The 22798-nt window shown below is 61.2% G+C and carries 21 protein-coding genes and 1 tRNA gene; 6 read left to right on the top strand and 16 right to left on the bottom strand.

What is annotated here, in order from left to right:
• Nucleotides 1-175: 175 nt before the first annotated feature.
• The 3 genes from CS006_RS11145 to nhaA form a co-directional block, all read right to left on the bottom strand.
• Complete coding sequence (locus CS006_RS11145) at nucleotides 176-2086, bottom strand: helix-turn-helix transcriptional regulator (RefSeq protein ID WP_100510975.1); 1911 nt, start codon at nucleotides 2084-2086, stop codon at nucleotides 176-178.
• A gap of 145 nt (nucleotides 2087-2231) precedes the next feature.
• The gene (locus CS006_RS06300) at nucleotides 2232-3686 is read right to left on the bottom strand and encodes a UTP--glucose-1-phosphate uridylyltransferase (RefSeq protein ID WP_100510974.1); all 1455 of its coding nucleotides are present in this window, start codon (nucleotides 3684-3686) and stop codon (nucleotides 2232-2234) included.
• A 133-nt stretch (nucleotides 3687-3819) separates the two neighbouring features.
• The gene (gene nhaA, locus CS006_RS06295; RefSeq protein ID WP_207760013.1) at nucleotides 3820-5190 is read right to left on the bottom strand and encodes a Na+/H+ antiporter NhaA; all 1371 of its coding nucleotides are present in this window, start codon (nucleotides 5188-5190) and stop codon (nucleotides 3820-3822) included.
• A gap of 276 nt (nucleotides 5191-5466) precedes the next feature.
• Here nhaA and CS006_RS06290 point away from each other — a divergent pair, with 276 nt between their 5' ends.
• Entirely contained in the window at nucleotides 5467-5856 is a 390-nt protein-coding gene (locus CS006_RS06290; protein WP_100510972.1) for a DUF1304 domain-containing protein, read from the top strand.
• 74 nt (nucleotides 5857-5930) lie between these two features.
• Here CS006_RS06290 and CS006_RS06285 read toward each other — a convergent pair whose 3' ends face one another.
• Nucleotides 5931-6926: a GNAT family N-acetyltransferase gene (locus CS006_RS06285; protein WP_243386838.1), complete on the bottom strand. Its 996-nt coding sequence runs from the start codon at nucleotides 6924-6926 to the stop codon at nucleotides 5931-5933.
• Between the two features lie 10 nt (nucleotides 6927-6936).
• Here CS006_RS06285 and CS006_RS10960 point away from each other — a divergent pair, with 10 nt between their 5' ends.
• The 4 genes from CS006_RS10960 to CS006_RS06265 all read left to right on the top strand — a co-directional run bounded on the left by CS006_RS10960 (nucleotide 6937) and on the right by CS006_RS06265 (nucleotide 8972).
• On the top strand, nucleotides 6937-7203 hold the full coding sequence (locus CS006_RS10960) for a hypothetical protein (RefSeq protein WP_243386835.1): 267 nt from the start codon (nucleotides 6937-6939) through the stop codon (nucleotides 7201-7203).
• 94 nt (nucleotides 7204-7297) lie between these two features.
• Nucleotides 7298-7510: a hypothetical protein gene (locus CS006_RS06275; RefSeq protein ID WP_100510969.1), complete on the top strand. Its 213-nt coding sequence runs from the start codon at nucleotides 7298-7300 to the stop codon at nucleotides 7508-7510.
• A 344-nt stretch (nucleotides 7511-7854) separates the two neighbouring features.
• Entirely contained in the window at nucleotides 7855-8517 is a 663-nt protein-coding gene (locus tag CS006_RS06270; protein ID WP_243386833.1) for a hypothetical protein, read from the top strand.
• A 245-nt stretch (nucleotides 8518-8762) separates the two neighbouring features.
• A complete protein-coding gene (locus CS006_RS06265; RefSeq protein ID WP_100510968.1) occupies nucleotides 8763-8972 on the top strand; it encodes a glycine zipper domain-containing protein in 210 nt (69 codons plus the stop codon).
• Between the two features lie 943 nt (nucleotides 8973-9915).
• On the opposite strand, the gene CS006_RS06260 is transcribed toward CS006_RS06265, so the two are convergent.
• The 3 genes from CS006_RS06260 to CS006_RS06250 all read right to left on the bottom strand — a co-directional run bounded on the left by CS006_RS06260 (nucleotide 9916) and on the right by CS006_RS06250 (nucleotide 13107).
• Nucleotides 9916-9989, bottom strand: a tRNA-Pro gene (locus CS006_RS06260).
• A 209-nt stretch (nucleotides 9990-10198) separates the two neighbouring features.
• Nucleotides 10199-12331 (bottom strand): bifunctional cytidylate kinase/GTPase Der, encoded by a 2133-nt coding sequence (der, locus tag CS006_RS06255; RefSeq protein WP_100510967.1) that lies wholly within the window; start codon nucleotides 12329-12331, stop codon nucleotides 10199-10201.
• Entirely contained in the window at nucleotides 12328-13107 is a 780-nt protein-coding gene (locus CS006_RS06250; protein WP_100510966.1) for a pseudouridine synthase, read from the bottom strand. Before CS006_RS06250 ends, der begins: the two co-directional genes overlap by 4 nt.
• Before the next feature lie 165 nt (nucleotides 13108-13272).
• On the opposite strand from CS006_RS06250, the gene CS006_RS06245 reads away from it, so the two are divergent.
• Nucleotides 13273-14256 (top strand): MIP/aquaporin family protein, encoded by a 984-nt coding sequence (locus tag CS006_RS06245; protein ID WP_100510965.1) that lies wholly within the window; start codon nucleotides 13273-13275, stop codon nucleotides 14254-14256.
• Between the two features lie 79 nt (nucleotides 14257-14335).
• Here CS006_RS06245 and CS006_RS06240 read toward each other — a convergent pair whose 3' ends face one another.
• From CS006_RS06240 to ruvA, 9 genes are all read right to left on the bottom strand, one after another.
• Complete coding sequence (locus CS006_RS06240; protein WP_243386831.1) at nucleotides 14336-14647, bottom strand: DUF3017 domain-containing protein; 312 nt, start codon at nucleotides 14645-14647, stop codon at nucleotides 14336-14338.
• A gap of 11 nt (nucleotides 14648-14658) precedes the next feature.
• Nucleotides 14659-16290 carry a bifunctional phosphoribosylaminoimidazolecarboxamide formyltransferase/IMP cyclohydrolase gene (gene purH / locus CS006_RS06235; protein WP_100510963.1) on the bottom strand — a complete coding sequence of 544 codons (1632 nt, stop codon included), beginning with the start codon at nucleotides 16288-16290 and terminating at the stop codon, nucleotides 14659-14661.
• On the bottom strand, nucleotides 16290-17630 hold the full coding sequence (locus CS006_RS06230) for a cell division protein PerM (protein ID WP_100510962.1): 1341 nt from the start codon (nucleotides 17628-17630) through the stop codon (nucleotides 16290-16292). The genes purH and CS006_RS06230 overlap by 1 nt, the downstream gene beginning before the upstream one ends.
• Nucleotides 17631-17659: 29 nt before the next feature.
• Nucleotides 17660-18583 carry a succinate--CoA ligase subunit alpha gene (gene sucD, locus CS006_RS06225; RefSeq protein ID WP_100510961.1) on the bottom strand — a complete coding sequence of 308 codons (924 nt, stop codon included), beginning with the start codon at nucleotides 18581-18583 and terminating at the stop codon, nucleotides 17660-17662.
• Nucleotides 18580-19779 (bottom strand): ADP-forming succinate--CoA ligase subunit beta, encoded by a 1200-nt coding sequence (gene sucC / locus CS006_RS06220; RefSeq protein WP_100510960.1) that lies wholly within the window; start codon nucleotides 19777-19779, stop codon nucleotides 18580-18582. Before sucC ends, sucD begins: the two co-directional genes overlap by 4 nt.
• A gap of 51 nt (nucleotides 19780-19830) precedes the next feature.
• Complete coding sequence (locus CS006_RS06215) at nucleotides 19831-20409, bottom strand: adenine phosphoribosyltransferase (RefSeq protein WP_100510959.1); 579 nt, start codon at nucleotides 20407-20409, stop codon at nucleotides 19831-19833.
• Nucleotides 20410-20505: 96 nt separating this feature from the next.
• The gene (locus CS006_RS06210) at nucleotides 20506-21027 is read right to left on the bottom strand and encodes a preprotein translocase subunit YajC (RefSeq protein WP_100510958.1); all 522 of its coding nucleotides are present in this window, start codon (nucleotides 21025-21027) and stop codon (nucleotides 20506-20508) included.
• Between the two features lie 79 nt (nucleotides 21028-21106).
• Nucleotides 21107-22183, bottom strand: coding sequence for a Holliday junction branch migration DNA helicase RuvB (ruvB, locus tag CS006_RS06205; protein WP_163200343.1), 1077 nt, complete (start codon nucleotides 22181-22183; stop codon nucleotides 21107-21109).
• Nucleotides 22180-22794 carry a Holliday junction branch migration protein RuvA gene (ruvA, locus tag CS006_RS06200; RefSeq protein ID WP_100510957.1) on the bottom strand — a complete coding sequence of 205 codons (615 nt, stop codon included), beginning with the start codon at nucleotides 22792-22794 and terminating at the stop codon, nucleotides 22180-22182. Before ruvA ends, ruvB begins: the two co-directional genes overlap by 4 nt.
• Between the last annotated feature and the right edge of the window lie 4 nt (nucleotides 22795-22798).

The raw sequence follows: 22798 nt of genomic DNA, 5'->3' as shown, positions 1-22798 counted from the left end.
GGTCCAATACCCCGAAAGTCTTAGCCGAGGTCTCCCCTATGACGTGCATTGCGGCGATGGCTCGTTTGCCCGCATACACCAGTCCGGCAACCACCATGACGATGAAGAACAACACCAACACGATCCATATCCAGGCCGGCATGGAACCTCCTCAGGTAAACGATATGCCCGAATCTCACCTTTCGGTGGATGCGGCGGACGTCTTGTGCGATTCGTCCCCGACGCTGAGCTCCCGCTTCGCACGGGCCACGATCATGGTACGCAGGGTACCGGGCGAAACCGCGACGATATGACGCGCATGGGCGATGCAAAAGGCGACGAACCAGGAATCCGAAGAGACGGTCAGATGCACCAGCTCGCCGGTGCCGCACGGCTCCACCTTGGCGTCCTGAAGCGAATCGATGAACGGCAATCCCGGCTTGTCGGTGACGAAGGAGGACGGCGTACCGTTATCAAGGCTCCACTGACGAAGTTCCGAAACGGGTACGTCCGGAATCGTTATCGAATCCTGCGGGGCCACGATTTCAGCCCGTCCGATACGGGCGAGGCGCAGCACCTGCCAATCACTGTGCCTGTGCTTCGAGTCACTGGAGGACTTGTCGATGCCATTCCAGAATGCGGCGTAATACACGCCCTCGTCCACGAAGATCTTGGCGGGCGCCACCAGCTTCTCGCGCGTACGGCCCGCACCGTCGGTGTATTCGATGCGCAACAGCGAACGCGAATGGATGGCACTGTCCACAGCCTGGAAACACGGAGGTTCGAGCTCGTATCCGGTAAGGCTCAGCCACGGGGTCTCACCCGGCTCGGTGTGCTCGCGCAGTCGCGTATACAGCGATGCGGCCTGCCTGCGCGATTCGGCGGGCAGCAATGGCGAATGCGCCAGATAGCTCACCGAGGCGGACAGCATGCTGAGATACTGCGGCGAGATGCCGGCCAGCCGTTCAAGCCCCAAGGAGTTGGTGGCGCTGATGATGCCCTCCGCCTCCAGCAGGGACCAGTCGATGTCGAAGAACTGGCTGCCGGCCATCTCACCATCGTCAGAGACGGTGGTGAGCGTGCCGATGTCCTTGCGGATGACCGCCACCGACTTTTTCAGTTCGTCCTCGCTTCGGGCGTGTCCGATGAAGCGCTCCGCCAAGTCGGTCATCGGGAACTCCTCGCCGATATGCGCGGAGAGGAACAGCATGAGGCGCAGACGACGATCCACTTCGGAGCCCGTCTGGAAGGATGCACTCAGCGACTTGCGTCCCTTCGACTTACCCTTGCCATCCTCCACATCGGAGGCATGGTCCGCCGGGGTGGAGACATCGCGACGCGCCGCGAACGCCTCTTCGGGACGGTCTGCGGAACCGAACTGCGTGGCGGCGTTAAGACGGCGGTTGAACGCATCCACGGCCTCCTGCGGGCTGATGATCGAGGAGCCGGGGTGTTCAAGCACGAACATGGCCAGGTCGTCGGAATCGGTGTAGGCGACGTTGATGTGCTCGCCGTCCACATCCACCGTCGCCGCGAAGCGACGCGAATCGACGACCTTGACCAGCACATCGGGAATGGTCTGCGTGCCAAGGCCCGGGGCGATCGAATCCAGCCCCAGACCGGGGACGGGCATCTGCGGAACACGCGGTGCAGTGCGCGACAGCTTGGCGTTCTCCCGCGATTCCATACGCTGCGAGGCCGAGGAAAGGGAGATCGACTGGGCGAGATAGTTCGCCGCAGCCAGGACCGGAAGGTCCTCCTGTTCGAAGCGCATGCGAATGCGCGGCTCGTCGCCCAGCTGCAGACGATAGGACGCGAAGTCCTGCCCCTCGGATTTCGACGAGTATTCGGGCTGCCGCGACTCGATGGCGATGCCCATGGCCGCCAGCTTGGCACGATCACGTTGGAACTGCTTGGCGAAGGCCGCCTTGGCGGCCTGATCGGCAAGTTCACCATAGGAATCGGCGTATGCCTTCACACGCTGTGCGATCTGGCGGGACGTAAGCCATTGGGGGAACGCTGATGAAAGCACCGCCAACACATCCAGTTCGTGCTTGCCCCATTTATCGGAAAAACGGCGCCTTCCGTTCGAAGCTCCCTCAGCCATCTGTCCTCACGTCTCGTTAACGTTGTTATTTGATTGTTGGCGTTTTCACGCCTTTAGACATTTTACGGGTAATTTTCCGTAAAACCCGCTTTTTCATCAAAAATTATCCTTATGGACGATTTTTGCCCATAAGGATAGCAATCGATCACAGCCAATCATCAGGTTCGATGCCCTGAGGGCCAACGAATTCCCCGTTCGGCACGTATGAGGGGTCACCGTTGTCCTCGAGTCTGGCGTCGGCGAAGCATTTCACATTCTGGCCGAACGTCCAGTCGCCTTTGACGGTGAAGGAGTTCGCAGCGGCCAGTGACGGAACGCCGTAGGGGAAGCGTTCGTCGAAGTCGGCGATGTTCTTGTAATAGCGGGGGTCGAGATCCACCACGGGGAAGATGTAGTTGCCGTCCTCCATCTCGTAGGTGTCCGTCAGGTGGAACCGGTCGGAACGCATGATGAACAGGTCGTTCGTGGTCTTCACCGGCAGGAACCGCGGACGGTCGACCTCGATGCAGGCGGCGCCGTCGAACAGCGAGATGGCGGCTCCCATCGCGGTCTCAAGTTGCAGGACCTTGGTGGTGGACGAGTCCGTGGGATCGACGGTCTTGCGGTTGCGGATCACGGGGAGATCCAGCACTCCCCCGGTCTGTGCCAGCTTGTCGCGCAGGTCGCGCACGCGCACCCAGATGTTGTTCGTGTTGAAATACGGGTGCTTGGCGATGTCGGTGGCGTCGGCCTTGTCGTCGGGATGTACCTGGCTCATCTCGCGAAGCGAGAGACGTCCGGTCTTGCGGTCGCGGACGATGTGGCCGCCCTTGCGGTCGGCTGCGGTCTTGTGCGCCACCTCTACCATGAACGGCGCATCGGACTGCGCGAATGCGCCGGCAAGCGTGGTCGAGGGACGTGCGCCGAGGTTGTCGGAGTTGGAGATGAACAGGTATTCGATGCCGTTGTCGAGCAGCTGGTCGAGCAGACCCGACTCCCACAGCGTGGCGAAGACGTCGCCATGACCGGGCGGGCACCATTCGAGCTCGGGGTTTTCGGGGAAGCTGACCGGCGCGCCGGTGGCAAGGTCGATCTTCGGCTCCACATGCTGGATGATCTCCGTTGGGATACCCTCCTGATGGAACCGGCGGTTGTGGCGGAGCACCGACATCGACTCCTTCGACGTGCGGAAGGAGTTCATCAGCGTCAACGGCAGCTGTGCGTCCTCGCGCGTTCTGGCGGTGACGACCTGACCGAGGATGATGTCGAGGAAGCGCATGCGCTTGGCCTTGTGACGGCGTACGGGCAGCAGCGACTTGGGGCCGGCCAGTCCCATCGACGTGCCGAGACCGCCGTTGAGCTTGAGGAAGGCCGTCTTCTTGAACGCCTCGAGCGCTTTCTCATGGTCGATGGTGTGGTGGATGTCGCGGACGGCGGGGATGTCGGTGAGCGGCTCGACGTCGGATTCGCGAATCCATTCGGAATGGTTGTCCTGCTGCCAGGTGCGGTACAGGCGTTCGAATTGCGAAATCGCGATTTCACTCATGCCGTGTTCGCGCATCTTCGCCGCGGACAGTTCAAACGGATCGTTGGACACAGGTTTCCCTTTCTTTGGACACATCACCACATTGTATAGGATGACGGCTTGCCTCTTCCTAATGCTTTTGGGCAAGTTTCGTAAGATTGATTGCCGATACCGATAAAAACAGACCCTTCGATGCCGAAGCGGGAGAATCCACTTCGGCATCGCCGCGTCAGGATCCGTGTTCGGCGTTCAACGCCTCGCGCCGCAGAATCAGGAAGCCGATGGCACCGGCAAGGATGGACGCGGCAAGGATGGCTGTCTTGGCGACCGCCGTGACCTGCGGGTCCGTGAACGACAGGTTCGTCACGAAGATCGCCATGGTGAATCCCACGCCACCAAGCGCCGACACACCAACGATGTGACCCCATTGCACGCCCTTGGGAAGTTGCGAAACACCCAGCCTCACCGTAGCCCATGTGGCGATGAAGATTCCGAGAGGCTTGCCGACAAGCAGCCCCAGAAACACGCCTATCGCCACCGGACTGGTCACGACCTGAGTGAACGACATGCCGGCGAGTATCACGCCGGCGTTCGAGAACGCGAACAACGGCAGCACGAAGAAGTACACGAACGTATGCAGGCGCTTTTCCAGACGGATCGTCGGCGGAATCGTGGCGTGCGATACGCGGCGGATCGAATACACCTCACGCAGGTATTCCCGCTGCGCCACATCCGGCTCGTCAGGAGAGTAGCGGTCCTCGGCCTTGCGCACACGATGCGCGAACCAGCCGCCCACCCGGTCCAGCCTGATTTCGGAACGGGCCGGAATGGCAAGCGCCAGCATGACGCCGGCCAGGGTGGCGTGGATTCCGGAGAAGAGCATGCACACCCATAGGATGAATCCGACGATGAGGTATGGCGGCAGGTCGTAGATGTGGCAGCGGTTGAATGCGATGAGCAGGGCGTATGCGGCGAGTGCGGCGATGAGCCAGGGCAGGCTGAGGTTGGTGGTGTAGAAGAGTGCGATGACGGCGATGGCGATCATGTCGTCGGCGATGGTGAGCGTGGATAGGTAGGCGCGCAGCCCCGATGGTATGCGTCGTCCGAGTAGGGCGAGCAGGCCGAGGCAGAAGGCGATGTCGTTGGCCATGGGCACTCCCCATCCGCCCGCGTATTGGCCGCCGACGTTCACGATCAGGTAGATGATGGCAGGGAGTATGGCACCTCCTGCGGCGGCGACGATGGGCAGTATGGCCTTGCGTGGTTCGGTGAGTTCTCCGGCGCGTATTTCGTGTTTGATCTCGAGGCCGACCATGAGGAAGAACAGGGCCATGAGGAAGTCGTTGATGAAGTGTTCGAGGCTGATGTTCGCATGGAATGCGCCGACGGAGAATGTCAGGTGCACGGATTGCCAGAATTCGTTGAAGTATGGCAGTGCCGGCGTGTTTTCGATGGCGAAGGCGGCGAGCGCGGCGGACACCATGAGTATGGTGGCTTTGGTGGACGAGTGGGTGAGTTCGATGAGGCGTCGTTTGCCTTTGTGGATGTTGATGGCGCCGGGTTCGAGTATGCCCTCGTGGATTTGGGGACCTGATGTCATGTGTTTGCTCCTAACAACTGCTTTTGTGAATGGAGTCGGCCGTTGGTTGTTGGCTGGTTTGCGGCCGCGAGGATTCAACCTTTCCAGAGTACATGATGGGCTTCTCCCCCATCGCCGTGCGCGAAACATGACGTGGCGCGCGGCGTATGCGGTTGCTGCCGGCGTCGCTATTGAACGTGTTGTATGGCGGCTGGTTTAGTGGTCTTCTACTAGTGGTCTTTTATATGGGGACTGTTATTGTGTTTGACGTTTTGTTGTGTGTGGGAGGGAATTCGTATGCTCGTGGCGTCGTGTGTGTTCGCGGTTCTTGCCGGGTTGCTTCATGGGCTGATTTTTGTTTTGGAGTCGTTTCGCTGGACCGATCCGAGGACGATGAGGACGTTTTCCATCGTGTCGTCGCAGGAGGCGGAGGCGACGAGAGAGATGGCCTATAACCAGGGCTTCTATAATCTGTTTCTCGGCGTCATGGCCTTGGTGGGTGCGGTGCTTGTTTTCGCCGGGCAGTATGTCGTCGGCGTGACGTTGATGGTTGCGGGCACCGTGTCCATGGCACTCGCCGCCCTGGTGTTGTTCACCGGCAGTCCCGATAAGCGTGGCGCTGCCGTCAAGCAGGCGTTGTTCCCGGTTGTTTCGCTGGCCCTCCTGTTGGTTTCCGCCGTTCTCTGATTTGGACCTGTGTTTCGGCGCGAGATGCGTCTGCCCGGTGTTCGGCGAGAATCAAAAGGGTGCCGGTCTGGTGGTTATGGTCTGACCATCAGGTAGTTGGTGAACGATATGGTCCCGATTGCCGGGTGTCGGACCTGCTCGACATGGAATCCGTGATGTTCGAAGAACGGTCTTGCGGTGCTGCTCGTGTGCACGCTCAGCTGTGTCAGACCGCGAGCGCGGGTGTGGTGTTCCATTTCGGTGAGGAGCATCGATGCCATGCCGAGTCTCGCGTGTGTCGGGTCCACGAACAGCCTGCCGATGTATCCGTTTTCGTCGACGTCGATGAAGCCTGTAACCGCTTCATCGTCATCCGGTGGCGTGGCGACCCATGTGGGTGTGGATGATCGTTGCCGGTCCCATTGCCATATGGTTCCCGTATGGCCGGCCCAGACGCGAATCTGCTTCGTATCGTAGTCGTGTGACGCTAGGCCGGCGATTGACTTGCGGAATACCGCGAGAGTCGCTGCGGCGTCACCGGAACGGTATCTGCGGATGAGGAATCGCATGATTCCTACTGTACGTCGGGATGGCATACCGTCGTGTTTTTGCTGGACATCGGCTCTTCTTTTTCTTCTGGCCCACAGGCATAAGGAAAGTCGCCATGGAATCGTGGTGGTTGATGGGTGGTGATTCGATTCCGAGATGGTTATTGTGGTGTTGCGCCGGCCAACAGGCAAAGTGCGGAACAATTCTCGGCAGCTGATTTGGCTTACGAGAATCAGGTCCATGGAAGCCGGCCAACGGAGACACACTCGACGTATCTCAATCGCCATTGACCTGTAGTGTTGTATGCAATTGCGGCAGACCATATAACGGTCCGGAGCCGTCGTAAGCAATGCAAGGGAGCATGCCATGAAGAAGATCATCGCAACAGTCGCCGTCATAACGATGCTGACGGTATTGGCCGCCTGCGGCAATTCCAACGAATCATCGGTCACCGATGCACAGTCAGGCACGTCACAGCAAAAGGAAACACCGAAACCAGCTGATCTGACGGGAACGTGGAAGCAGACGAATTCGAACAGCACGGATTCCTATATGGAAGCGACCATCACCGCCGACACCATCGAAATCAACTTCGTCGGCACCGATACCAGGAGCCTGTACTGGAAAGGAACCTACGAGGCCCCCACCAAGGCCGGCGACTGGAAATGGACCAGCAAGGGCGACACCGCCGCCATGGAATCGTCACTGCTTGGCTCACAGGACGCCACGAAGGAGTTCACCTATACGAAATCCGATGGCGTGAGCTGGCAGACGACCATGATGGGAACGACCATCACCGTGAAGACGCAGAAGCAGTAAGCGGTATCCGTCTCACTTGAGGACAGTCCCCGCTCTTCAAGGCCTGACCATGACTGCGACGGTATCACAAGTGAACAATGACGAAGGAGAAACAATGACCGCACATTATCTCGGCATCAAGGAGATCGGCGAGCGCCTCGGTATCAAGAACCCGAGTTCCACCGGTTACAAGCTGCCCGAACCGGATGTGATGATAGGCAGAACGCGAGGATGGCTGCCTGAGACCATAGACGCTTGGAATGCGGCCCGTCCCGGACGCGGCGTCGGTGGAGGACGGCCACGCAAGAAGCCGAAAACCGGTGATTGATCTTGAGCCGGTCGTGGAATACGTGGAATAATAACAACCTGTATTTGCTGCTGTCGGAGGTGCCATGGGTCTGAAGACACCGAAGAAGAAGGCTCGCAGATTTCAGATACGACAGCAGATGTGGGGAGCATATGGGACGTCAGGAGACGACCAGATCGTGCGGCAAGATTCGATACCCCACCGAGCTGGACGCCAAGATCGCGTTGGCGTCAACGCGCCGCGCACGCCGCGGCGCCGCCTCCGCCAAGGATGAACGTCGTTATTATCTGTGTCCTCAATGCCACGGATACCATCTGACGTCACAAGGCCGTCGTAACGGTTGGAAGAGTCAAAGAAGACGGCATGTGGCGGCGGTTGCGCCCGAACCGGCCAGGCTCAATGGCGTCACGGCGTTCATCGAAAACATCCGCGGCGAATGGGTGTATACGATCCCCGAATTGGAGGCCCGTGGCATAGCGCAGTCGCGAGAGGAAGCGAAGGAGACCGTGCGCACGATTGTGGGAATTGTGGCCCCGAACGTCACGGCATCCTTCAAATACGGTTCGGATGAGCAGGATATGGGCATGCTCTATGCCTTGCAGGTCGCCGGATCCCAAAACAAGACGACCGCCGAGAAATCCTCGTACATGGAGCCGTTGCTGTCTCGGCTGAGGTCGCGTCTGTTCCGCGACGGGTTCCGGTTCCGCAAATACGACGATCGGTATCCGGGCCCGCCGGACATCGCGCTGCCGAAGTATCGAATCATGATATTCGTGGACCCGTGCCTGTGGCACGACCGTTCGGAATGCAAAAGGAAGGCGTTTCCTCCGGAGATGCTGCGCATATGGCAGGATGCGCATGCCACCCAATGGGAGGAGACGCTGGAGGACCGTCAGCGGCTGGTGGATGAGGGATGGACCGTGTTGTCGTATTGGGAATGCCGGTTCTGCGACAACCGCAGGCGGGAGAAGCGATTGAAGGCCTTCCTTTCGGATGTGCGGCGCGCGGCCCGGTTATCTCGACAATGACACGTGAGAATGCTCCGATCAGAAATGCAACTCGGTCTTATTCATACCAACTGATTCCAGGCCGCATCGTTTGGGGGTGCCGTTATTCAGTGCCGCTGTCTGCGATGGTCTTGAGACCGCCGACTCTCAGGCTAAGGCGGATCCCATGACAGAAGGCGTGGCATCGGCGCCGTCACTGAACTGGGAACAGAGATGAAAGTCTAGGTAGACTGAAAGGGAGCTATCAAAAAAGAACGGGGACTCGGATGACGAACCGCAATGGGCGAAACAACATTCCACATACGAGACTGCCGTTCGGCGTCTGCCTTGGCATGCTTTTCGGTATCGCCGTCGGCATGCTCACCCATAACATCGTCCTGTGGCTTTCGGCCGGCACGACGCTTGGTGTCTTTTTGGGTATTGTCTACGACTCCCGGAACAAGCCACATAATGACGGCGACGAGGACGACATCTGATAAGACAGTCCGCAGCCGTGGGTCTATGCGGTTGATTTTGTGTTTTGGTCACAGCTTTCGCGAGAGGGTACCTCGACGTTGGACATAATCGTGAGTTCATCCGCAGCGGCGACTTCACCTGTTCGAGTTCTTATCCGTAGAAAGTCTTTCCAGTCGATGGGGCTGTCTGCAAAAGGCTAAAGGCAATGCGTGAGGAGGCGGGAGGAGTCTCGACGAGAGACGACGCACCGGCCTGAGAGTCACAAACCGCTGGCGGGCCGAGAACGATTTGCTCTTTGCGAGACTGCTCAACTCGTTGCCCGACTACTGTACTGCACTGGGCAAGACCGACGATCCGTTCCTCCAGTATCCGAGGACTTTTCGTTCCTCAGCTCCTCGGAATCACCTTCGACTATGTTTGAAGAAACGCCTTCTATTCTTGCCGGGATGAATCAACGGGAGCGAGAGGTCGCCCAGTGCACTGTTGGTGTTCTTCTCCATAACGCCTGCAGTCACGCCGATTTCGTCGGATGGGTACCCATGGTAATCATGGTTCTGTGAGTTTTCCTTGCTTTTGGTGCGTCGCGCGGTTCGGCTCCTCCGTTTTGCTAGACACGCGTCGCAGATGATGGGCACCGGTCATCCTTGGCTCCCCCGCGGAACGGAGATTCGGGGCGCCGGTCCGGGCTCCCCATCGGAATCACAGCCGTAGCCCAGCGCATCGATATGAGGCTTGGTCTCCTGCGACTCGTCAAACCCAGACTCAGTGTCTTCACTTTGGTATGTTTCGGCGTTGGCCAGTGGCTCCATGTCGGCGTACATGCGTTTCGGCTGTGACGTCGGCTAAACGCCGGTCACGCGGTCACGGGGCAGTGGCGTTTCCCGTCGTGTCCGAACGGGTAAAAACACGGGTTATCGCAAGATACAAAAAAGCCCGGAATCGTTGAAATTCCGAGCTAAATCGTCGGACCAGCGGGATTTGAACCCGCGACCCCTTGACCCCCAGTCAAGTGCGCTACCAAGCTGCGCTATGGTCCGATGTCGCTTGCGCAACGAGTAGATAATATACCCGACGATTATGCCGCTGTCAAAATCATCGACGGCACGGCGTGTCTTATTGGAAATCATGGTGTGGAGGCATGCGTAAATGCATGATGGCCGGCATCGATATGACACCGGCCATCATTTCAATTTTCACCTGCAGGACAACGCCTGCGCATCCGCCACCGAACAACGGTGACGAGACGCTACTTGCGGCGCTTCTTCTCTCGGATGTTCACCGAGATCTGGATCGGCGAGCCCTCGAAGCCGAACTCCTCACGCAGGCTGCGCTCGATGTATCGGCGATAGCCGTGCTCGAGGAAGCCCGTCGCGAAGATGACGAACCGCGGCGGACGGTTCGAGGCCTGAGTCGCGAACAGGATGCGCGGCTGCTTGCCGCCACGCAGCGGATGCGGGTGCGCGGCCTGCAACTGTCCGAGGAAGGAGTTGAGCTTGCCGGTGGGTATGCGCTTATCCCAGGATTCCAAGGCGGTGTGCATCGCTCCGGTCAGACGGTTGGTGTGCCAGCCGGTCTTCGCCGAAAGATTGACGCGCTGCGCCCAGGTGACGCGGTTGAATTCGGTCTTCCACAGTCGTTCGATGCGCTGGCGGCCGAAGTCGTCGAGCAGATCCCACTTGTTGAACACCAGCACGATGGCACGGCCGGCATCGACGGCCTGGCTCATCACCTTGAGGTCCTGATCGGAGATCGGCTGGGACACGTCGAACAGCACGAGCGCGAGTTCGGAACGCTCCAACGCCGCCTGCGTGCGCAGGGTCGAATAGTATTCGGCGCCGGACAACTTGTGCAGACGACGTTTGATGCCGGCCGTGTCGATGAACAGCCAGTCCTCGTCGTCCACGGTCACCACTTCGTCGACGGGGTCGCGGGTGGTGCCGGCCAGATCGTTGACTACGGCGCGGTCCTCGCCAGCGAGACGGTTGAGCAGCGACGACTTGCCGACATTCGGACGGCCGATCAGGGCCACTCGACGCAGGTCCGTGGGAGTGAGCAGACCCGAGGTCTTCTCTGCGGAGCGCAGCTTCTCCAAGGCCTCGTCGAGCAGGTCGCCGATGCCGCGGCCGTGCATGGCGGAGATGCCAAACGGCTCGCCCAGTCCCAGCTTCCAGAATTCCGCGGACAGGTACTCGTCGGCCTGCGAATCGACCTTATTGACCGCCAGAGTGACCGGCTTGCCGGACTGGCGAATCATCTTCACGATACGCTCGTCGCTGGCGGTAAGACCGACGGTGCCGTCGACGACCAACAGCACCGCATCGGCGAGCTGCACGGCGATCTCCGCCTGGGATGCGATGGAGGATTCGATGCCTTCGACGTCGGCCTCCCAACCGCCGGTGTCGACGAGTTTGAAGTCGGTGCCGGCCCATTCGGCGTCATAGCTCACACGGTCGCGGGTGACGCCGGGGGTGTCCTCGACGACCGCGGCGCGGCGGCCGAGGATGCGGTTCACCAGCGTGGACTTGCCGACGTTCGGACGGCCGACCACGGCGAGCACGCCCACGGCCTTGGAACGGGAGCGCTCCTCCGGCGTCGTGAACGCGCCCTGCACCAGACTCTCGTCCTCGTCGCTCAGCTCGTATTCGGAAAGGTTTGCGGCATAGTCCTCGTACGCCTTCTCCTCCATGGCGTCCTCCACCATGCGGATGAGCACGTCGAGGGTCTGGGAGAAGTCCATGTCCGAATTGTCGACGGTGGTGACGCCGTCGGCGGCGGTCATGAAGCTGGTGACCTTGGAATCGGCCTTGTCGCGGGCGGCCACGTCGTCGGCTCCGACCGCGGCCACGCCGGCGCTCTGGTCGGCTCGACGGGCGGCGCGGACCTCCTCACGCGCGGTGAGCAGCACACGCACCTCGGCATCCGGGGCGACGACCGTGGTGATGTCCCGGCCCTCGGCGACGATTCCGGCACCGTGCGAGAACGAGTCCCCGTTCTCCTCGCGGGCGATGAACGCACGCTGCGCGGCGATCAGCAGGTGACGGACCGGAAGGATGGAGGACACCACGGAGACGTGGGACGAGACCTCGCGGGACCGGATGGCCTCGGCGATGCTTTCGCCGTCGCAGGTAACATCGGGATTGGCGGGATCCACGGAGATGTCGAAATGATCCTCCGTGAAGAGTCTGCCCACCGTGGCGACGATGAGGTTCTCGTCGGGCTGTTCCGCGTCAAGGTCGATGCCCTGGTTCAGGCACCACCAGGCGGCGGCGCGGTACATGGCACCGGTGTCGAGATAGGCGAATCCGAAATAGGTGGCCAGGGCCTTCGAAGTGGAGGACTTGCCGACGCCGGCGGGACCGTCGATTGCTACGCGGATCACAGGCCGACCTCCTTCTCCAGCGACTTCACCTCGGTGGGGGAAAGCACGCGGTACGAGCCGGACTTGAGCTCTCCCAGCTTGATGGGACCGATCTGCGTGCGGATGAGGCGTCGCACGGGGAACCCGATGGAACCGAAGATACGGCGCACGATGCGGTTGCGGCCGGAATGCAGCACCACGCGCACGAGCGTGTATTCACGGTTCTGGTCGAGGATGGAGCACTTGTCGAGCTTGACCCAGCCGTCGTCGAGCTTGACGCCGGTACGGACCAGTCGCCGGCATACGTTGCCGCTGAGCTTGCCCTCCACCGTGGCGATGTAGGTCTTCGCCACCTCGTATTTGGGATGCATGACGTGCTGCGAAAGCTCGCCGTCATCCGTCATGAGGATGAGACCCTCGGAATCGTAGTCGAGGCGGCCCATGTGGAACACGCGCTCGTACTTGTCGCCGATGATGTCGCGCAGCGTCCAGCGACCCTTCGGGTCGCTCATAGTGGACAGCACCTTGCGGGGCTTGTTCAGCGCGAGCGTCACGTGACGGTAGTCGATGTGGATGCGCGACCCGTCCACCAGGATCTTCTGGCGCTTCGGGTCGACGCGGGTTCCCAGTTCGGTGATCAGCTCGCCGTCGACCTCCACGCGGCCGTCGGTGATGATCTCCTCGCACTTGCGGCGGGATCCGAACCCTGCCTGGGCCAGAACCTTCTGCAGGCGGACGCCCTCGTTCTGGTTACCGGCTTCGAATGATTTCCTGTTTGATGAATGCTGCTCTGGCATCGTTCTCCCAACGTGGCCTTTCATGATTCGATGAATTGGATGATTCATTGATGATTGTGTTTTTCACAGATGATTCTCAGAAATCACAATGTTTTCATTGTATCTGGAGGTCTGAACCGCTGGTACTATGTGAGACGTTCGTACGGACTATAATAAGGATAATCAATGCAAGAAACATCTACGCTTTCTACACATACCTGCCATCCGAAAGAACTGAGCTCCTCCCCCGTCGTGCGCGTGCTCTCCGAATTCGCGGGCACGTTCTTCGCCTGCTTCGTGATCTACACCGCGGGCACCTACGGTACGGTGCTGTACGGAGCCAACGTATTGTTCGTCGCGTTGGCGACGGCGTTGGCATATGCCGCGTCCACCGCGGTGTTCGGCCGTTTCTCCGGCGGTCATTTCAATCCCGCGGTCACGCTCGCCGCGGTCCTTACCTCCCGTACGTCATGGATCGACGGCATTCTGTACGTTCTGGCCCAGGTGGCCGGCGGCATCGCCGCGGGATTCCTGATCATGGGCATTCTGCCGACGTCCAGCACGGTCACGTCGACGATGTGGTTCACCTCCGCAGTCAACGGCTATGGTGACGGTTCGCCGTCCAACAGCATGCTGAGCCAGGCCGGCATCAGCTTCAACTACATCATGGCGCTGGCCGTAGAGGTCGTCATGGCGATTCTTGTCGTCGCCGCGGCGACCGTCACGCTGCGTGAGAACGGTTCCCCCGCCCATACCCATACGTTGGCGACGGGCCTTGCATATGGCGCCGCCGTCGCCGTGGCATATGCCGTCACCGGTGCCGGCCTGAATCCCGCACGTTCCACCGGCATCGCGATCGTGGCCCAGGGCAAGGGCCTTACCGTCGAGCCGTTGAGCCAGCTGTGGCTGTTCTGGGTGTGCCCGCTGCTGGGCGGCGCCTTGGTGGCGCTGGCCGTGCTGTTGACGGCCGCCATCGGCCAGTCCCGCAAGCAGAAGGCCGTCGCTGATGTGCCGGTCGATTCCTCACAGGATCCCGCATCGGACGATGCCGTCGAAGGCACCGAAGCCGATGAGAACGCCGAAACCGAAAACGGCGGGGAGCCCGGAGACAACGACAACGACGAGACGGTGGAATCGAATGATGAAACCGTCGACGTGAAGAAGGACTAAGTCGAGATTCGTCGATAACAAAAAAAGCTGGGGCACGGCCTGCGAACCGTGCCCCAGCTTTTTTGTTCCATGCAGTCGTTTACAGCAGCATGATTGCCGCATACGTCGCCAACAGCCCGATGCCGAGGGCGAACCCGAAGAAGCAGTCGAATCCCACCGAGCGTATCTTCCATGGACTGCGCGTCCGCAGTACCAGTCGGACGATCGCCGAGACCATCGAGATCACGGCGATCGTCAATGTCGCCCAGAACAGCTGGTCGCATAGGGCGAGCACGGCGGACAGCGCCACGAATGCGGCGACCACCCATTCATAGGCCGGTCTGCCCTCATGCGCCTCGGAGACGTACGGATGTGTTTCGCCCGTATGCTTCCGCTGTCTGTTCTTTGCCACGATGCGTCCGATCAGTGGAAGAAGTGGCGGGTGCCGGTGACGTACATCGTGACGTTGGCCTTACGCGCCGCCTCGAACACTTCCTCGTCACGGATGGAGCCGCCGGGCTGGACGATGGCGCGGACGCCGGCGTTGATGAGGATCTCGGCGCCGTCGGCAAACGGGAAGAACGCGTCGGAGGCAGCCACGGAGCCCTTGGTGCGGTTGGCACCGTCGGCCAGCGTGTTGGCGCGTTCGACGGCGAGGTTGCAGGAGTCCACGCGGTTGACCTGTCCCATGCCGATGCCGACAGTCGCCTGGTCGTGGGCCACAAGGATGGCGTTGGACTTCACGCAGCGGATGGCACGCCATGCGAACACCAGATCCTGAATCGTCTTATCGTCGGCCGGCTCGCCGGAGACGAGCTTCCAGGCGTTCGGATCGTCGCCGACGGCGTTGATCAGGTCGGTGGACTGCACCAGCAGACCGCCGTCGATCTGACGGATCTGGCGCTTGGCTCGCGGCGGCTCGCTCACCTTGAGGATGCGCAGGTTCTTCTTCTTCGTCTGCAGAAGCTCCAGGGCGGCGGGCTCGTAGTCCGGGGCCACGATGACCTCGGTGAAGATGGGACGGACGCCTTCGGCCATTTCAAGGGTGACCGTGGAATTCGCGGCGATGACACCGCCGTAGGCGCTCATCGGATCGCAGGCATGGGCCTTCTTATGCGCTTCGGCGACGGTGGCCCCAAGCGCCAGACCGCACGGATTGTTGTGCTTGACGACGGCGACGGCGATGCTGGGGGCGAAATCCCATACGGCACGCCATGCGGCGTCGGCATCCACATAGTTGTTGTAGCTCATCGGCTTGCCGCCCAGCTGCTCGGCATGGGCGAATCCGTGCTGGTTCAGCGGATCGAGGTAGAGCGCGGCCTGCTGATGCGGGTTCTCGCCGTAACGCAGCACATGGGTGCGGTCCCACGTTTCGGTGAAGGTGGACGGGAACAGCTGCTCGTCGATGGGCGTCTCGTCCTGCGTTTCGGAGGCGGGGACGAAGCTCTCCGGCTTCGGCCACTGCTTGCGAGCCCATTCGATGATGGTGGCGTCATACGCCGCGGTGTGGGCGAACGCCTTGGCCGCGAGGTAGCGGCGCTCCTCAAGGGTGAAGCCGTTGCCGTTCTCCACGCGCTCGGCCACCAGTGCGTAGTCTGCGGGATCGGTGACGATCGCCACGGTGGCGCTGTTCTTCGCCGCGCCGCGCACCATGGAGGGGCCGCCGATGTCGATCTTCTCGATGGTGTCGGCCTCGTTGGCGCCGGAACGCACCGTGTCGGCGAACGGGTAGAGGTTCACCACGACAAGGTCGAACGGCTTGATGCCGAACTTCTCCAGCTGTTCGGCATGATCGGGATTGGTCATATCGGCGAGGATTCCGGCATGGATATGCGGGTCAAGCGTCTTGACGCGACCGTCGAGGCACTCGGGGAAGCCGGTGACCTGCTCCACCGGCGTTACGTTCACGCCCAGTTCGGCAAGCTTCTTGGCGGTGGAGCCAGTGGAGACCACTTCGGTTCCCGCCGAGACGAACGCCTGCGCAAGAACCTCGATGCCCTCCTTGTGGAATACGGACACCAATGCACGCTTGATGGGCCGCGTGGTGCTTGACATTACTTGTCCTCCTTGGTTGTCGGTTGGATGGCTTCTGATGAAATAGTACGGGAAGTCCTCGTCTCCGAGGCGGCGCTGGTGTCGGAATCCTTCTCCCCTGCCGTCGCATCCGTCTCTTCCTGCCTCGTCTGTTCTCGTTTCGCGGCTCCCGAACGTATCTGGAGGAATGCGAAACGCAGACTTACGATGATGAGCGCCATGAGCCATGCGGCGAGGAGACCGACCGCTATCGGCCGGGCCACGGCCTGTGTCGTGGCCGCTGGGTCGGCACCGACGTGGGAGAGCCGATCGACACCGAGCGAGCCGCCGGAAACAGCGGATACGACGGACACGACGATGCAGATGATGCTGCACACCATGCAGAACGACAAGGCGGGCAGGCCGAAGCGACGGATGGTCCGCATGGAGACCAGCGACGTCTCGTCCTCTTCCTGATGCAGCACGTGGAAACGGCGTTTTGACAGCAGCTGCCAAAACGCGCAGACAAGGGCGATGAGTCCGGGAAGCGACATGAGCAGCATCCGGATTCCGGCGTTGTCGACGGGCTCGGGGAAGATGCCGAACACCGGCACGGAGGGAAGGTCATGCGCCTGCCCGCTCCACATGGAGAAAGTGGCCAGCGAGCCTACGGAGAACCCGGCTCCGCACAGCCACGACATCGCCCATACCATGCAGTTGGGCAGCCATATGAGGCAGGCGATGGTGGTCATCACGGCAGATCCCGTAGCCATGCCGGTCAACGAGAACATCCTGGATACGGCATCGGCGTTCATGACGGACCACGATATTACGGTCACTGCGCCGATGAGCGTGAGGGACGCCAGCGATATGAGGGTGAGCAGCATGCCGGACCGCAATGCCATGCGAAGGTCTTCGCCGACCATCGCATGGAACCTGTGCACCAAAGCCGATTTCGCCTTGCTATGGGCAAACCATGCCAGAAAGTATGCGAGCGAATATATCAGAAGGCCCTTGGCCATGATGACGCCCAACGAATCGACGAGCGTGATGTTGACGGTGCCCGCAAGCCATGCGTTCAGCGCCAGCCAGCATGTCGTTCCGCCGAGATATCCGGGCAGGGAGCAGCCGAAACGTGCCGTCACGGACCGGACAAGCGCGATGAGCAGCATGGTGAGCCCAAGGGGGATGATGGTGAGATGGATGCTCTGGAATTGCAGTCCGACACCCTGGGAAAGCAGCACCACCGATTTGGTGAAGTCCATCGTGTAGCCGGTGAGTCCCTGACCGCCCTCCTCCATCGAGATGATGAGCAGCATGAGGGCGTTGAAGCATGCCAGGGCGATGACGTATACAGCCAGGGAAAGGGCGGCTGAGCCCATTCCCCGGCTGAGTTCCCTGAGCCGAGGACTCATAGGATACCGCGTGCCGCCATGACCTCGCGCATAATCTGCGCGGTCTGTCCGGGTGTGCGGCCCACGCGAATGCCTACGGCTTCCAAGGCGGCCTTCTTCTCCTTGGCCGTTCCCTTGCCTCCGGAGACGATGGCTCCCGCATGACCCATCTGCTTGCCTTCAGGCGCGGTGAAACCGGCGATGTAGGCGACCAGGGGCTTGGTCATATGATCTTTGGCCCATTCGGCCACTTCCTGTTCGGCGCTGCCGCCGATCTCGCCGATCATGACCACGGCCTTGGTGTTGGGATCGTCGTTGAAGGCTTGCACCGCCTCCAGCAGTGTCGTGCCGACAATGGGGTCTCCGCCGGCGCCGAGGGCTGCGGTAAAGCCGATATCGGACAGCTCGCCCATCAGCTGGTAGGTGAGCGTGCCGGACTTGGAAACCAGTCCCAGCGGACCACGGGGGACGATGCCGTCCGGAATGATGCCGAGGTTGACGCCGTCGGCGTCAGCCGTGCTGCCGAAGGTGGCCAGACCGGGGCAGTTCGGTCCGATGATGCGCACACCGCTGCGTCGTGCCAGGGCGACGAAGTATGCGGTGTCAGCGACGGGGATGCCTTCGGTGATGACCACGATCAGTTCGATGCCGGCCTCGACGGCCTCGACAACGGCGGATTTCGCGAAACGCGGGGGAACGAAGACCACGCTCGCCTTCGCGCCGGTCGCCTCCCTGGCCTCGGAGCAGGTGCCGTACACGGGGATGTCGGCCGAGGTACCGTCCGCAAGGGTGAACGGCACCGTGGTGCCGGCCTTGCGCGGATTGACGCCTCCGACGATGCGGGTCCCGGCCGCGAGCATACGGGCCGTGTGGGTCATACCCTGATGGCCGGTCATACCCTGCACGATGACCGGCGCGCCGTCTTCGATAAACAATGTCATCGTTCGCCTCCGTTATCGGCGTTCGCCGCCAGTTCGGCGGCCTTGGCCGCAGCTTCTTCCATGGTCTTGGCCACGAGGACGTGCGGATTCGCCGCATTCGCGAGAATCTCCAGTCCCTCGGCGGCCTTGTTGCCGTCGAAACGGACGACGATGGGCCGAATGTTGTTCATCGAGGCAATCGCCTCAAGGATGCCGTTGGCCACTTCCTCGCAGGATGTGATTCCGCCGTAGACGTTGATGAACACCGAACGGACCTTGTCGTCCGAAAGAACGATCTCCAGGCTTTCCGCCATGACTGCCGCGGAGGCTCCACCGCCGATGTCGAGGAAGTTGGCCGGCTCGATGCCGGTTCCCTGCGCCTCGCCGGCACCGGCCACGGCGTCAAGGGAGCTCATGACGAGTCCGGCGCCGTTTCCGATGACGCCGACCTGTCCGTCGAGATGCACGTAATGCAGTCCCAGGGCATGCGCCTTGTTCTCGAGCGGATCGCCCTCGTTCGGGTCGACGAACCGCTGCCATCCGTCGTGACGGTATGCGGCATTGTCGTCCAACGAGATCTTGGCGTCCAGTGCGGAGAGCGACTTCGACGACTCGTCATCCGGATCGCCCACCTTGGCCAGCGGGTTGATCTCCACCAGCGTCGCATCGGTGCTGTGGAATGTCTGCCACATCTTCAGCAGGATCTCGGCGGCCTGATCGCCGTCGGCGTGATAGAAGCCGATCTGCTCGGCCATATGCTTCGCTGCGGCAAGGTCGAAGTCCTCGAGGGGATCGATGTGCAGGCGCTTGACCGATTCCGGATGCGCCTTGGCGATCTCCTCCACCTCGGTGCCGCCGTTGGCGGTGGCCAGGACGTCGTAATCGCGCGAGGTGCGATCCACGGAAATGGACACGTAGTACTCGTGGATGATGTTCTTGGCCTCCGCCACGAGGACGCCGTTCACCTTGTGACCGTGGATGGTCATCGGGAACAGCTGCTCGGACGCGAGGATGGCCTCGTCGAGGTTATGGGCCAGCTTGACGCCTCCGGCCTGGCCTCGATGGCCGATCTTAACCTGCGCCTTGATCACGCAGGGAAAACCGATCTTCTTGGTCGCCTCCGCGACGTCATGGGAATTCTGCGCGTAAATCGCTCGAGGCGTGGGAATGCCCGCTTCTTCAAGCAGCTCTCGCGCCTGATGCTCGTAAAGATCCATCGGTGTGGCTCCCCTATTTCCTTTCTTGTATGGACGTGTGCTTCACACGGTTCACGCCGGCATGGTCAGCAGCGACGAACGCTTGTAGGCGCTGATCGCGGCTGGGGTGGGGATGCCGGTGAGCTCCATGACGAAGCTGAATCCCGCAACGGTGGCACCATTCATCTGGATAAGGCGCTCGGCCGCAGCCGCAGTGCCTCCGGTGGCGATGAGATCGTCGACCACCAGTATGCGCTCACCCGGCTTGAAGGCCTGATCCTCCACCTCGATGGCGGCGGTGCCGTATTCCAGAGAATAGCTCATGCTCTTGGTGGGCGGGGGAAGCTTTCCCGCCTTTCGGATGGCGATGAACCCCTTGTTGAGACGCATGGCCAGCGGAGCACCGATAAGAAAACCTCTGGATTCCAGGCCTGCCACGGCGTCGAAGTCGTCGACGGAGACCGGCAGCGCCTTCGCCAGGGCATCGATGAGGATGGACAGGCCCTTCGCGTCGGCCAGTACGGGCATGAAGTCCCTGAAGTTGATTCCCTCCTTCGGGAATCCGGGAATGGTGCGGATAAGCGACAGCAGGTACTGCGCGTCCTGCGTACCCACGGCGGACAGTTTGTTCATGGTGATGTCCGATTCCATAAATATCCCCCTGACGATTAATGCGCCCGGCATACGTGATGCCGGGCGCCGATATGTCACATTGCTTTATGATGCCGCGACAAGACGGATATCCTCTTACTTCGAGGTCTCGTCGTCCTTCTTGTCCGCGTCCTCAGACTTGCCTGCGTCCTCAGCTGAGGCGTTCGCCTCGTCCTCGGATTCGACGGCGGAAGCGCCGTCCTGAGCCGGCTCCTCGGGCGTAGCGGTTTCCTCGGCCACGGTCTGATCGGCCGGCGACTCGTCCTTGCCTTCCGTGTCCGAGGCGGAGGCGGAGTCCTTGTCGGCCTGCTCCTTGGCGAACTCCTCGTCGGAGACGTAGTTCGGCACCACGGGAGGCTCGGTGATGGCCTGAACGCGCCAACGGCTCAGGGATCCTTCCGAGTTGATGACCACCTGGTCGATGTCCAAGTCGACCTCCTCGATCGTGCCGACCAGACCCGAATAGGTGGCCACCTGGTCGCCCTTCTTCAGATTGGAACGGAAGTCCTCGACCTTGCCCTTCTGCTTCTTGGACTGGCGGGACTGGTACCACATCATGCCGGCGATGACGACGATGATGGCGATGAGCATCATGGAGTTGCTGCTGTTACCACCCATAACGTTTCTGATCTCCTTTGCAGGTTACTTGCGATGTTCCATCCAAGCCGCGGCTCAGGCGGGAACCAACCCATTCAGGCTAAAACAGCACATTGACATCATCCGGCGGGGTAAGCCCCAGGTGCCGCCACGCCCGGGCCGTGGCGACGCGACCCTTCGGCGTGCGCACCATGAAGCCCTCCCGCACCAGATACGGCTCGCACACCGTCTCCACCGTCTCCGATTCCTCGCCGACCATGGCCGCCAGGTTGTTGAGTCCCACCGGGCCGCCGTTGAAGCTGCCGCATATCGCCGTGAGCACGGCGATGTCAAGCCGGTCGAGTCCTTCGACGTCGATCTGGTACAGGTCGAGCGCCTGCTCGACGGCGTCGACGTCGACATTCCGCAGGTCATGCACGATGGCCCAGTCGCGCACCCTTCGCAGCAGACGGTTCGCGATACGCGGGGTTCCGCGCGAACGCCGCGCAAGCTGATCCGCCGCGTCCTCGTCGATATGCACATTGAGCACCGTCGCCGAACGGAGGATCAGACGGCACATCTCGTCACGCGGATAGAAGTCGAGGTGGGCGGTGAAGCCGAAGCGTGCACGCAACGGCGAGGGCAACATGCCTTCACGGGTCGTGGCGCCCACGACGGTGAACCTGGGAAGGGTCAGAGGAATCGACGACGCGCCGGGCCCCTTGCCCACGACCACGTCCACACGGAAATCCTCCATGGCGATGTACAGCAGCTCCTCCGCCGCACGAGGCAGTCGATGGATCTCGTCGATGAACAGCACCTCACCCTCCTCCAGCGAGCTGAGGATGGAGGCAAGATCGCCGGCATGCTGGATCGCAGGTCCGGAGGTGATTCGAATCGGGGATTCCAGTTCGTTGGCGACGATCATGGCCAATGTCGTCTTGCCGAGTCCCGGAGGGCCCGCAAGCAGAATATGATCCGGAGGGACCCCCCGCTTGCGCGCCGCGTTGAGGAACAGCTTCATCTGTGCCTTCAGCCTTGGCTGACCAATGAATTCGTCAAGACCGGAGGGACGAAGCTCCTCATCACTCACCGATTCGGAGCCGATGGTGTTGGCCGAGACCATGCGCAGCGACTCCTCCCGGGCGCCTGCATTGTCCTGTGGCAACGCCGCGTTCATGGCATCGTTCACGATCATCTCCCCCTATCCATGGAAGCCAGGGTCGCCTTGAGCAGACGCGGCACGTCGGCGGACTCGACAGGTCCTTCATGGCCTTCATTCTTCAGCTCCCGTCTCACGGCCTGCAGTGCGTCACGCTGCTGCCAGCCGAGCGACACCAGGGCCTCCACCACCTGGTCGGTTCCGGAATCCGCGGGCACGGGTGCCGTCTCCCCCGCATCCAGATCATCAAGGTCGATGGAGCCCTTCAGCTCCAGAATGATCTTCTGTGCGCCTTTCTTTCCCAGACCCGGAGCCTTGGCAAGAGCCGTGGCGTCCCCGTCGGCAACGGCGTTGAGCAGCCGCTTCGGACCAAGCGTCGACACGATGGACAGCGCCACCTTCGGTCCTATTCCGCTGACCTTCTGCAGACTCAGGAACAGATCCTTCGAGGCCTTGGAGAGAAAGCCGTACAACGATATGGCGTCCTGCGACACATTGAGCCTCGTATGCACCGTGACCTGCTGTCCGATGTGCATGGAGGCGAGATCGGACGCCGGCATGCGGGTCTCGTAGCCCACGCCGTGGACCTCGATGACGGCGGCATCCTTCATGATGGCGGCGATGGTGCCGGTCAGACTCGCTATCATCAGT

The sequence above is a fragment of the Bifidobacterium primatium genome (assembly GCF_002802875.1).
In the GTDB taxonomy this organism is placed as follows: Bacteria; Actinomycetota; Actinomycetes; order Actinomycetales; family Bifidobacteriaceae; genus Galliscardovia; species Galliscardovia primatium.
This window is presented reverse-complemented; position numbering and strand designations above follow the sequence as displayed.

What these genes read in the sequence shown, in the direction of transcription:
- CS006_RS06210 (WP_100510958.1), bottom strand. Translation starts at nt 21,027, where the DNA reads ATGGGTGGTAACAGCAGCAACTCCATGATGCTCATCGCCATCATCGTC.
- sucD (WP_100510961.1), bottom strand. Translation starts at nt 18,583, where the DNA reads ATGACATTGTTTATCGAAGACGGCGCGCCGGTCATCGTGCAGGGTATG.
- CS006_RS06300 (WP_100510974.1), bottom strand. Translation starts at nt 3,686, where the DNA reads ATGTGTCCAAAGAAAGGGAAACCTGTGTCCAACGATCCGTTTGAACTG.
- CS006_RS06245 (WP_100510965.1), top strand. Translation starts at nt 13,273, where the DNA reads ATGCAAGAAACATCTACGCTTTCTACACATACCTGCCATCCGAAAGAA.
- CS006_RS06265 (WP_100510968.1), top strand. Translation starts at nt 8,763, where the DNA reads ATGACGAACCGCAATGGGCGAAACAACATTCCACATACGAGACTGCCG.
- ruvB (WP_163200343.1), bottom strand. Translation starts at nt 22,183, where the DNA reads ATGATCGTGAACGATGCCATGAACGCGGCGTTGCCACAGGACAATGCA.
- CS006_RS06250 (WP_100510966.1), bottom strand. Translation starts at nt 13,107, where the DNA reads ATGCCAGAGCAGCATTCATCAAACAGGAAATCATTCGAAGCCGGTAAC.
- CS006_RS06215 (WP_100510959.1), bottom strand. Translation starts at nt 20,409, where the DNA reads ATGGAATCGGACATCACCATGAACAAACTGTCCGCCGTGGGTACGCAG.
- sucC (WP_100510960.1), bottom strand. Translation starts at nt 19,779, where the DNA reads ATGGATCTTTACGAGCATCAGGCGCGAGAGCTGCTTGAAGAAGCGGGC.
- CS006_RS11145 (WP_100510975.1), bottom strand. Translation starts at nt 2,086, where the DNA reads ATGGCTGAGGGAGCTTCGAACGGAAGGCGCCGTTTTTCCGATAAATGG.
- CS006_RS06275 (WP_100510969.1), top strand. Translation starts at nt 7,298, where the DNA reads ATGACCGCACATTATCTCGGCATCAAGGAGATCGGCGAGCGCCTCGGT.
- ruvA (WP_100510957.1), bottom strand. Translation starts at nt 22,794, where the DNA reads ATGATAGCGAGTCTGACCGGCACCATCGCCGCCATCATGAAGGATGCC.
- CS006_RS06230 (WP_100510962.1), bottom strand. Translation starts at nt 17,630, where the DNA reads ATGGGCTCAGCCGCCCTTTCCCTGGCTGTATACGTCATCGCCCTGGCA.
- purH (WP_100510963.1), bottom strand. Translation starts at nt 16,290, where the DNA reads ATGTCAAGCACCACGCGGCCCATCAAGCGTGCATTGGTGTCCGTATTC.
- nhaA (WP_207760013.1), bottom strand. Translation starts at nt 5,190, where the DNA reads ATGACATCAGGTCCCCAAATCCACGAGGGCATACTCGAACCCGGCGCC.
- CS006_RS06290 (WP_100510972.1), top strand. Translation starts at nt 5,467, where the DNA reads ATGCTCGTGGCGTCGTGTGTGTTCGCGGTTCTTGCCGGGTTGCTTCAT.
- CS006_RS10960 (WP_243386835.1), top strand. Translation starts at nt 6,937, where the DNA reads ATGGAAGCGACCATCACCGCCGACACCATCGAAATCAACTTCGTCGGC.